Consider the following 9,906-nt stretch of genomic DNA (forward strand, 5'->3'; position numbering starts at 1 on the left):
AGCGGCGACTTCCTGCCGACGATGAGCCGGTCGGTGGCGCGGGTGCGGCTGAGCTGCTCGAACGGCCAGACGGCGGATTTCCAGTTCAGGACCGCGACCCCCGGCACGCTGCGCGGCGATGCGGTGACCCAGGATGGCACCAAGTTGACGGTCTGGTCGGGGCGCAACATGTGGTCGGCCTTCGATGCGCCGGGCAATGCCGCGGGCCGCGCCTGCGTCAAGGCGGGGCTCGGTCTCTGATCCGGACCGCCCGCGGGCTCAGATGACCGCGAAGCGCATGCCCGCCTGCCCCAGGCGGCGGGCATTTGCGGCGGTGCGGCTGCGCAGCACCGGCGGCAGCATCGCCGCGGGGCCTGCGGCCTCTTCCCAGGCGGTGTTCGCAGGCAGCACCAGAGTCGCGATCTGGCCGTTGCGCGCCCGCGCCGCACGGATCGCCCCTGCCCCGTCCCCGGCAACCGCGAGTGCGTCCGGCGACACCCTCAGCCAGTCCGAAACGCCGCGGGTGACCCCCTCGATGTCGCCCTTCAGCGGCGCGTCGTATTTCAGGTGGTAATCCGCATGGTCGCCGACCACGTTGATCATGCCGCTATGCGCCTTGCGGGCGTTGTGGATGCTGGCATAGCCGTTGCCGAAGCCCGGAGCCAGATGCAGGAGCGTCGCCGCCGGACTCCGCGCCATCCGGAAATAGCCGTCCGCGGCGCCTGTGACGACGCCCTCGAAGAGGCCGAGGATGCAGCGCATCCGGGGGTGGCTGTCGAGCGCGGCCACGAAATGCATCTCGGAGGTTCCGGGATTGGCGAAGCAGATCTCCACCCCGCCCGAAAGGAAGGTCTCCACCAGCGTCTCGGCCCCGTTCATGTCGCGCCCTCCCCGGCAAGCTGCGGCCAGCCTACCGGACGCAGCCGACCCGCTCCAGCCCGAACGCGCCCCGGTTGCCGCCCCTTGCCGAATTTCCCTCCCTGTTGGTCGCAGTCTGGAGTGCTGCCGTGGCGGGGCCCGGTTCCCGCATCGGTGGTTGGTCCCGATATCGCGAAGAGCGTGTTTCAGGGCCACGGCTTCCGTGACGGGGGACAGACCGTGTTCCGCCGGTCGCTCCGGCGCGCTGCTGCCCCGACGGTTTCCGGCGGCATTCCCCTTGCGTCGCGGGGATGGAGGCAGGCGCCCCGGCGCATCGCCGGGCACGGGAGCCGAGCGCGCTCGGACAGGCCGTTCGCCTGATGCCGCCGCACTGTGCGAAGCTTGGCGCCAAGCGCGGAAACTGATGCTGCAGGCGCCGAAGCGGTCGCGGAGGCAGCAGCGAGGCCCGGGATGCGCTTCGCCGGGATCAGGACAGCCGGGGCGCAGGGCTTGCCCATGCAGCACCGGGGGCGGGATCTGCCTGTCCGGCAGCGCAGGATGCCGGTCAATGCCCACCGCGCGCCTCCGGCGGAGGTTGGTCTCGCCGCGGCAAAGGGGACAGGCGGCGTGGCGGCATTGAAGGGAAAAGTCGCGGAACTGGCCGCTTAGGCCGCATGGCCGGAGCCCCCGTCCCGTCCCTCGCGGAGCAACCCGAGCCGATCGCGGCAGGGCTTGGCGGCCTCGGCGGCGGAAGCGAAATGCGTCATCGCGCCCGTGACGGAAGCCGCCGGTGGGCGGGCATTTCCGGCATCGGCCCGGCATCGGCCCGGCCCAGGCGGCCTCGGCCTCCGCCTCGCCATGCGCCACGGCCAGCGCGAGGATCAGCGAGCCCGACATCGCGACCAGGTCATGGAAGGCCGCCAGTTCGAAGGCCGTCAGCCCGCGCACCTCGGCCGCGAGCGCGGCGAGGCTTTCGGCAGGCTGGGCGACATGCATGATCCCCGAACCGGTGTTGAGCGGCGCACCGAAGCGTCCGGCCGACCAGATCAGCAGCGGGTCCCAGGCCGCGCGCTGCCGCGCGACCAGATCGGCAGGTGCTTCCGCTCGGTAGCACAGCAGATCCGTGCCGCCGTACTCCGCCAGCATGCCGGCCACCGCCGCGTGGTTCGGCGCGACATTGTCGATCGCCGAATTCGCGAGCTTCGTCAGCGGCATGATCGCCGGATTGACGGTCTCTTCCTGGGCGTCCCATTCCGCGGCCACGGCCTCGGCATAGGCCCGCGACGGCAGCACCAGCGCCGCCTTGGCCGGCGTCTTCACCGCGCGGCCGTCCAGCTGAACCGTCCAGCCGTCTCCGGCCTCCGCAACCGCAGCTTCCTTCCAGAAGCGTTTCGGCACCCAGCCCGCCATCTCAGTTCTCCCAGAGTTCGTTCAGCAGGCCCGGCACCTGTGCATAATCCGTCGCCAGCCGCTCGGCCCCGGCCTCTTCCAGCCGCGCCACCGGATGATAGCCCCAGCTCACGCCCAGCCGCCGCGCCCCCGCGGCCCGGCCCATCTCCATGTCGAAGGCGGTGTCGCCGATCATCACGGTATCGGCAGGCTCGACGCCGCAGGCCGCCATCGCCGCCAGCACCATCGAGGGATGCGGCTTCGACGGGTGGTCGTCCGCCACCTGGGTGGTGACGAAGCGATGCGCCATCGCGTGGGTGTCCAGCAGATGCGTCAGCCCGCGCCGCGACTTTCCCGTGGCGATGCCGATCAGCACATGATCATCCGCAGCCAGCGCGTCGAGACAGGCCAGCGCGCCCTCGTAGAGCGGCGACGACGCCGCCGCATCGGCGCCGCGCAGCGAGGCATAGGCGTCCTTGTAGGTTTCCACCATCCGGTCGATCCGCTGCGGATCGAGATCGGGGACGAGCTGGGCGATGGCATTCGGCAGCGACAGGCCGACGATCGACAGGATCTCGGGCACCGAGGGCGTTTCCAGCCCCTCGGCGCCGAAAGCCGCGGCCATCGACAGCTTGATATGGCCCTGGCTGTCGACCAGCGTGCCGTCGACATCGAAAAGCGCGAGGCGGAGGCGGGTCAAAACTCGGGGTCCTCGAACGGGTCGGCCGGAACATCCGCCGCATCCCAGCCCAGCGTCTTCCAGGTGCGCTCCATATGCTCGGGCAGCGGCGCGGTGATGGTCAGCTGATTGCCGGTGACCGGATGGGTGATGGTCAGGCTGCGGGCATGCAGGTGCAGCTTGCGGCTGATCTCGCCGCCGAGCTGCGCGCCCCAGCCGTCGCCCAGGTTCTCCTGGCCGGAGCCGCCATATTTGCCGTCGCCGATGATCGGATGGCCGAGCTCGGCCATATGCGCGCGCAGCTGGTGGGTGCGGCCGGTGATCGGCACCATCGCCACCCAGGCGCAGCGCTTGGCCAGCGGGCTGAGCACCGCGTAGTCGGTCGTGGCGTGCTTGGCGCCCTCGGTCTTCTCGACATCGCGGGGATGGATGCAGTGCATCTTCTCGCCCTCGCCGCCCTTGCCGTGGCCGCCGGCCTTCACCAGCCCGTACTTGATCGTGCCCATCGCCGGATGCGGCACGCCCGCCACGACCGCCCAGTAGATCTTGCGGGTCTCGCGCGAGCGGAACGCCTTGGTCAGCGCATCGGCCACCTTGCGGGTGCGCGCCATGATCATGACGCCCGAGGTGTCGCGGTCGAGCCGGTGGACCAGCCGCGGCTTCTCGTCGAGGCCGAAGCGCAGCGCTTCGGCCAGCCCGTCGACATGGCGCGTCTGGCCCGAGCCGCCCTGCGAGGCCAGCCCCGGCGGCTTGTTCAGCGCGATGACGTGGTCATCGCGGTAGAGCACCGCGCGGCGCATCATCTCGGCATCGGCCTCGGCGATCCGCGGCACCGGCGGCTTGTCCTGCTCGGGGCCCGGTTCGGGGATCGGCGGGATGCGCACGGATTGCCCGGCCTCGAGACGGGTCGCGGGCTTCACCCTTCCGCCATCGACGCGCAGCTCGCCCTTGCGGCACATCTTCTCGATGCGGCCCTGGCCGAGATGGGGGAACATCCGGCGCAGCCAGCGGTCGAGCCGCTGGTCCGCATCGCCGGCACTCACGGTTATGGTCTGAACGCCGCTCATTGGAGGATCATCCTGGTCAGGGCCAGCCCGGCGAAAAGCGCGGCCAGCGAAAGCGTGACGGACGCCGCCACGTAGAGCGCAGCCCCTGCAAGCTCGCCGCGCTCCCAGAGCGTGACGGCATCGAGCGAGAAGCTGGAAAAGGTGGTGAAGCCGCCGAGCATCCCGACGGTGAGCAAGGGCGCGAACTTGGTGCCGCCCTTCAGCGCCATCACCGTGACGAGCACGCCCATGGCGAAGGAGCCGACGATATTGACGAAGAGCGTGCCCCAGGGGAATCCGGGCCCCATCAGGCGCATCAGCATGACGCCCGAAAGATAGCGCCCCGAGGCGCCCAACGCGCCCCCGAGGGCGACCATGGCAAGCTTGTCGATCATCCGCCCCTCTTTTCCCGCCTCGGGCGCGGAGTCAACCGTCCTGCCGCCTTGCGCGCAAGCGCGCGAAATAGCCGGCCCGCTTGGCCAGATCGCGCTCGAAGCCGCGGTCGACCGGCTGGTAGAGATCGGGCCGCGCCATGCCCTCCGGGAAGTAGTCCTGCCCGGAAAATCCGTCTTCGGCATCATGGTCATAGGCATAGCCCGCGCCATAGCCCTGGTCCTTCATCAGCCCGGTCGGCGCGTTCAGGACATGCTTCGGCGGCGGCACCGACCCGGTCTTCTTCGCCAGCGCGCGGGCCGCCTTGTAGGCAACGTAGGCGGCATTCGATTTCGGCGCGAGCGCGAGGTAGATCACCGCCTGGGCCAGCGCCAGCTCGCCCTCGGGGCTGCCGAGCCGTTCATAGCTCTGCCAGGCGTCGATGCAGACCGCCTGGGCCTGAGGATCGGCGAGGCCGATATCCTCGACCGACATGCGGGTCAGGCGGCGGGCAAGGAAGCGCGGATCCTCGCCGCCCTCGAGCATCCGCGCGAACCAGTAGAGCGCCGCATCCGGGTCCGAACCGCGCACCGATTTGTGCAGCGCCGAGATCAGGTTGTAATGGCCGTCGCCCGACTTGTCGTAATTGGCAGCCCGCTGCTGCAGCCGCTGGCCGAGCTGCTTCGGATCGAGCGGCGCGCCGAGTTTCCAGCTGGCGATCACCTCGGCCATGTTCAGCAGGCTGCGCCCGTCGCCGTCGGCCATCGCCAGAAGATGCGCCCGCGCCTCCGGCGCCAGCGGCAATTCCGTGCCGAGTTCCGCCTCGGCCCGCGCCAGCATCTGCTCCAGCGCCTCCGCGCCGAGCCGGCGCAGAACCACCACATGGGCACGGCTGAGCAGCGCGGCATTGAGTTCGAAGGAAGGATTTTCGGTGGTGGCGCCGACCAGCGTGATCAGCCCGCTTTCCAGATGCGGCAGGAACCCGTCCTGCTGGGCCTTGTTGAAGCGGTGGATCTCGTCGACGAAGAGCAGCGTGCCCTGCCCGGCGCGGCGGCGCTGGCGGGCGTCCTCGAAGACCTTCTTCAGATCGGCGACCCCGGCGAAGATCGCGCTGATCTCCACCATGTGGAGCCCGGCCTCGCGCGCCAGGAGCCGCGCGATGGTGGTCTTTCCGACGCCCGGCGGGCCCCAGAGGATCAGCGAGGGGATCTGTCCCGCGGCCAGCATGGTGCCGAGCGGCGCGTCGGGGCCGAGCGCGGTTTCCTGGCCCAGCACCTCGGACAGCTGGCGCGGCCGCAGCCGGTCGGCGAGCGGACGCGGGCCATCGGGCATGGCGGACCGGGAGGGACCGGCATCGGGAAGGGAGTCGAAGAGATCGGCCATGTCAGGGATGTTGCGGCTCCGGCCGGCTTGCGCAAGCCCCCTCTCCCCCGAGGGGAGAGGGGAGGAACGCAAACGCAAAAGGGCGGACCAGACGGCCCGCCCTTCCGGAAAATCGCTGCGGAAAAGCTTACGCTTCCGCGGCGTCCTCGGCTTCGAGGCGCGCACGGTCGGCGGCACCCTTGGCATCGACGTCGCGGTCGACGAATTCGATGATCGCCATCGGTGCCATGTCGCCATAGCGGAAGCCGGCCTTCAGGATGCGGACATAGCCGCCCTGGCGGTCCTTGTAGCGCGGGCCCAGCACGTCGAAGAGCTTGGCGACCAGCGCGTCCTGCTTCAGGCGCGATGCGGCGTTGCGGCGGGCATGCAGGTCGCCGCGCTTCGCGAGGGTGACCAGCTTCTCGATCACCGGGCGCAGTTCCTTCGCCTTCGGCAGGGTCGTCTTGATCTGCTCGTGCTCGATCAGCGAGCCGGCCATGTTCGCGAAGAGCGCCTTGCGGTGCTCGTGGGTGCGGTTCAGGCGGCGGTATCCGCGGGCGTGACGCATGTGTCTATCCTTTCAGATGCTTTGTCCGGCCCCCATGCGTGCGGGGACCTCCTTTGTGGGGCGGAATTGCCCTAGTCTTGCGGTGCGGCGCCCCGGGCTTGACCCGGGGCCTCCTGTTATCTCCGGCAAGTCCCCGGATCAAGCCCGGGGCGCACAGGCCGGAAATCTCAGAACTGGTCTTCGAATTTCTTCGCCAGGTCTTCGATGTTGTCCGGCGGCCAGTCCTCGACATCCATGCCGAGATGCAGCCCCATGCCCGAGAGCACTTCCTTGATCTCGTTCAGCGACTTGCGGCCGAAGTTCGGAGTGCGGAGCATCTCGGCTTCGGTCTTCTGGATCAGGTCGCCGATATAGACGATGTTGTCGTTCTTCAGGCAGTTCGCCGAGCGGACCGACAGTTCCAGCTCGTCCACCTTCTTCAGGAGGAGCGGGTTGAACTCGAGACCGTCATCGTCGGATTCGGCGCGGGCCGCTTCCGGCTCGTCGAAGTTGACGAAGATCTGCAGCTGGTCCTGCAGGATGCGCGCGGCGAAGGCCACGGCGTCCTCGGGCGTGACCGAGCCGTCGGTTTCGATCTTCATGGTCAGCTTGTCGTAATCCAGAACCTGGCCCTCGCGGGTCGGCTGGACGTCGTAGGAGACCTTCTTGACCGGCGAGAAGATCGCATCGATCGGGATCAGGCCGATCGGGGCGTCCTCGGGACGGTTCTTGTCCGCGGAGACATAGCCTTTGCCGATATCGACCGTCATCTCCATGTAGAGATCGGCGCCGTCATCGAGATGGCAGATGATGTGGTCGCGGTTCAGGACCTCGATGCCTGCGGATTCGGAGATCTCGCCCGCCGTCACGGCACCCGGGCCGCGCGCCTGGATGGTGATCCGCTTCGGACCTTCGACATCCATCTTGATCGCGACGCCCTTGAGGTTCAGCACGATGTCGGTCACGTCCTCGCGGACGCCCGCCACCGAGGAGAACTCGTGCAGCACGTTGTCGATCTGGACGGTGGTGATGGCCGCGCCCTGCAGCGAGGACATGAGCACGCGGCGCAGCGCGTTGCCCATGGTCAGGCCGAAGCCGCGCTCCAGAGGCTCGGCGACAAGCGTCGCCTGGCGGGTGGGATCGTTGCCCGGCTTAACGTCGAGCTGCATCGGTTTGATGAGCTCTTGCCAGTTCTTCTGGATCATGCCTGTGGCCTCCATGCTCGCCGCCTGCCCCATGTCCAAAGGCCCGCGACACCCGAGGTTGTGAACGGATCGAACCGGCGGCCGGATGCCGCCGGTTCAAAGCTTGTCGATGCGGATCAGACGCGGCGGCGCTTCGGGGGACGGCAGCCGTTATGCGCGATCGGGGTCACGTCGCGGATCGACGTGATGTTGAAGCCGACGGCCGCCAGGGCGCGCAGTGCGGATTCACGGCCCGAACCGGGGCCCTGCACCTCGACCTCGAGGGTCTTGACGCCGTGCTCCTGGGCTTTCTTGCCCGCGTCCTCTGCAGCCATCTGGGCAGCGTAGGGGGTCGACTTCCGCGAGCCCTTGAAGCCCATCGTGCCGGCCGACGACCAGGAGATCGCGTTGCCCTGCACGTCGGAGATCAGGATCTTGGTGTTGTTGAACGACGAGTTCACATGAGCAACGCCTGCGGCGATGTTCTTGCGCTCTTTTTTCTTGCCGGCGGTGCGGCGGGTATCACGTGCCATGTTTCCGGTCTCCCCTTACTTCTTCTTGCCTGCGATCGGCTTCGCCGGGCCCTTGCGGGTGCGGGCGTTGGTGTGGGTGCGCTGGCCGCGCACGGGGAGGTTGCGGCGATGGCGCAGACCGCGGTAGCAGCCGAGATCCATCAGGCGCTTGACGTTCATCTGCACTTCGCGGCGCAGGTCGCCTTCGACGGTGAAGTTCGCGTCGATATGCTCGCGGATGGCCAGAACTTCCTCGTCGGAGAGTTCGTTGACGCGACGGGTCGCATCGATCTTGACGGCTTCGCAGATCTGCTGAGCGACATGCGGGCCAATGCCGTGGATGTAGGTCAGCGCGATCGGAACGCGCTTGGCCGTGGGGATGTTGACGCCGGCGATACGTGCCACGTGGTTTTTCCTTTCGTTGCGGTTCCGTAGTTCCAGAACCTTTTTTCACAACGCAAACCCGCCAAGCGGCAGGCAGCGCGGCGATCTTCGGCGAATCCGTTGCGCCGGAGCGCAATGCGGCAGCCGATTCTCAGTTGAGATGGCGTGAATTATGGAGAATCGCAGGCTAGGTCAAGGGTCGATCGCGACACCTCGCCCAGTTGTGGGATTAGTCCCCCCGGAAGCCCGGCGACCTTGGAAGTGTCTCACAAAAAATCCTGCGACGCAAACCCGGCTTTTCGGCCGTCCTTTCCGCCTTCGGGACATGAAAAAGGGCCCCGCAGGGCCCTTGATCGAACGGGTTTGCGACGGTTCAGGCCGAAACGGCCAGCGCGCCGAGGATCGCCGCCGTGACGTCGTCCATCGGCTGGTCGCCGTTCACCGTCTTCAGCTTGCCGGTGCCGCGGTAGTAGTCGACCAGCGGCGCGGTGTCCTTGTGGTAGTTCACCAGGCGCTTCTTCAGGGTCTCGGCATTGTCGTCGGCCCGGCCGCCGCCGGTTTCCGCGGCGCGCTTCTCGATGCGGCCGACCAGCAGCTCGTCGGGGACCTGCATCTCGACCACGGCGTCGAGGCTCATGCCCTTGTCGGCGAGCAGCTTGTCCAGCGCTTCGGCCTGGGCCGAGGTGCGCGGAAAGCCGTCGAAGATCACGCCGTTCGACGCCTGGACGTCATCCTGGTCGAGACGCTCGGAAACGACACCGATGACGATCTCGTCCGAGACCAGGTCGCCGGCATCCATGACCGCCTTGGCCTTGAGGCCGATCTCGGTCCCTGCCTTCACCGCGGCGCGCAGCATGTCGCCGGTGGAAAGCTGGACCATGCCCTGGCTGTCGATCAGCCGCTGGGCCTGGGTGCCCTTGCCCGCGCCCGGCGGTCCAAGAAGGATGATGTTCATTTGCGTCTCGTCCCTTTCTTGCTCCGCCTCTTTCCCCGGAGCTGTGACTTCTCGATCAGGCCTTCGTACTGGTGCGCCAGAAGGTGCGACTGGACCTGCTGGATCGTGTCCATCGTAACGGAGACGACAATAAGGACGGAAGTGCCGCCAAAGTAGAAGGGAATGCTCAACTGCGACCGCATGACTTCGGGAAGAAGGCAAACAAGCGCCAAATACGCGGAACCGAGGACAAGAAGTCGCACGACCACGTAGTCAAGATACTCCGCGGTCCGCTTTCCGGGACGAATCCCCGGGATGAAGCCACCCTGATTCTTCAGGTTGTCCGCGACGTCTTCGGTCTTGAATGCCACGTTCTGCGTGTAAAAGTAAGTGAAGAAAACGATCATCGCTGTAAAAAACAGTAAATACAGCGGCTGGCCGGGGCCGAAATAGGCCAGGATCGTCGACATCACCGGACCGGTCTGCGAACCCGAGAAGGTCGCGAGCGTGGTCGGCAGCAGGAGCAGCGAGGAGGCGAAGATCGCCGGGATGACGCCCGCCGGGTTCACTTTGATCGGCAGGTGGCTGGAGCCGCCGTCATACATCTTCATGCCGACCTGGCGGCGCGGGTACTGGATGTGCACCTTGCGCAGCGAGCGT

At 67.6% G+C, this 9,906-nt stretch carries 11 protein-coding genes and 1 pseudogene; 1 reads left to right on the plus strand and 11 read right to left on the minus strand.

Going from position 1 to position 9,906, the window contains the following annotated elements:
* A partial coding sequence (locus C7T91_RS32555; protein ID WP_161555883.1) for a hypothetical protein occupies nt 1-240 on the plus strand: 240 nt, incomplete at its 5' end.
* Between the two features lie 18 nt (nt 241-258).
* On the opposite strand, the gene C7T91_RS35625 is transcribed toward C7T91_RS32555, so the two are convergent.
* The 11 genes and pseudogenes from C7T91_RS35625 to C7T91_RS13105 all read right to left on the minus strand — a co-directional run.
* The gene (locus C7T91_RS35625) at nt 259-2,247 is read right to left on the minus strand and encodes an ATP12 family protein (RefSeq protein ID WP_236638217.1); all 1,989 of its coding nucleotides are present in this window, start codon (nt 2,245-2,247) and stop codon (nt 259-261) included.
* A 1-nt stretch (nt 2,248) separates the two neighbouring features.
* Nucleotides 2,249-2,926, minus strand: coding sequence for an HAD-IA family hydrolase (locus C7T91_RS13060; RefSeq protein WP_108259628.1), 678 nt, complete (start codon nt 2,924-2,926; stop codon nt 2,249-2,251).
* Complete coding sequence (locus C7T91_RS13065; RefSeq protein ID WP_108259629.1) at nt 2,923-3,972, minus strand: RluA family pseudouridine synthase; 1,050 nt, start codon at nt 3,970-3,972, stop codon at nt 2,923-2,925. The genes C7T91_RS13060 and C7T91_RS13065 overlap by 4 nt, the downstream gene beginning before the upstream one ends.
* The gene (gene crcB, locus C7T91_RS13070; RefSeq protein ID WP_108259630.1) at nt 3,969-4,346 is read right to left on the minus strand and encodes a fluoride efflux transporter CrcB; all 378 of its coding nucleotides are present in this window, start codon (nt 4,344-4,346) and stop codon (nt 3,969-3,971) included. Before crcB ends, C7T91_RS13065 begins: the two co-directional genes overlap by 4 nt.
* Nucleotides 4,347-4,377: 31 nt before the next feature.
* Complete coding sequence (locus tag C7T91_RS13075; RefSeq protein WP_108259631.1) at nt 4,378-5,706, minus strand: replication-associated recombination protein A; 1,329 nt, start codon at nt 5,704-5,706, stop codon at nt 4,378-4,380.
* Nucleotides 5,707-5,833: 127 nt separating this feature from the next.
* A complete protein-coding gene (gene rplQ / locus C7T91_RS13080; RefSeq protein WP_108259632.1) occupies nt 5,834-6,253 on the minus strand; it encodes a 50S ribosomal protein L17 in 420 nt (139 codons plus the stop codon).
* Nucleotides 6,254-6,420: 167 nt separating this feature from the next.
* Complete coding sequence (locus C7T91_RS13085) at nt 6,421-7,437, minus strand: DNA-directed RNA polymerase subunit alpha (protein WP_108259637.1); 1,017 nt, start codon at nt 7,435-7,437, stop codon at nt 6,421-6,423.
* Nucleotides 7,438-7,553: 116 nt separating this feature from the next.
* Nucleotides 7,554-7,949 carry a 30S ribosomal protein S11 gene (rpsK, locus tag C7T91_RS13090; protein ID WP_108259633.1) on the minus strand — a complete coding sequence of 132 codons (396 nt, stop codon included), beginning with the start codon at nt 7,947-7,949 and terminating at the stop codon, nt 7,554-7,556.
* 15 nt (nt 7,950-7,964) lie between these two features.
* Nucleotides 7,965-8,333: a 30S ribosomal protein S13 gene (rpsM, locus tag C7T91_RS13095; protein WP_108259634.1), complete on the minus strand. Its 369-nt coding sequence runs from the start codon at nt 8,331-8,333 to the stop codon at nt 7,965-7,967.
* 352 nt (nt 8,334-8,685) lie between these two features.
* A complete protein-coding gene (locus C7T91_RS13100; RefSeq protein ID WP_108259635.1) occupies nt 8,686-9,267 on the minus strand; it encodes an adenylate kinase in 582 nt (193 codons plus the stop codon).
* A pseudogene (locus C7T91_RS13105) lies at nt 9,264-9,906 on the minus strand (preprotein translocase subunit SecY); the annotation flags it as partial. The pseudogene C7T91_RS13105 and the gene C7T91_RS13100, both read right to left, overlap by 4 nt.

This window comes from Mangrovicoccus ximenensis (assembly GCF_003056725.1).
Lineage (GTDB): Bacteria > Pseudomonadota > Alphaproteobacteria > Rhodobacterales > Rhodobacteraceae > Mangrovicoccus > Mangrovicoccus ximenensis.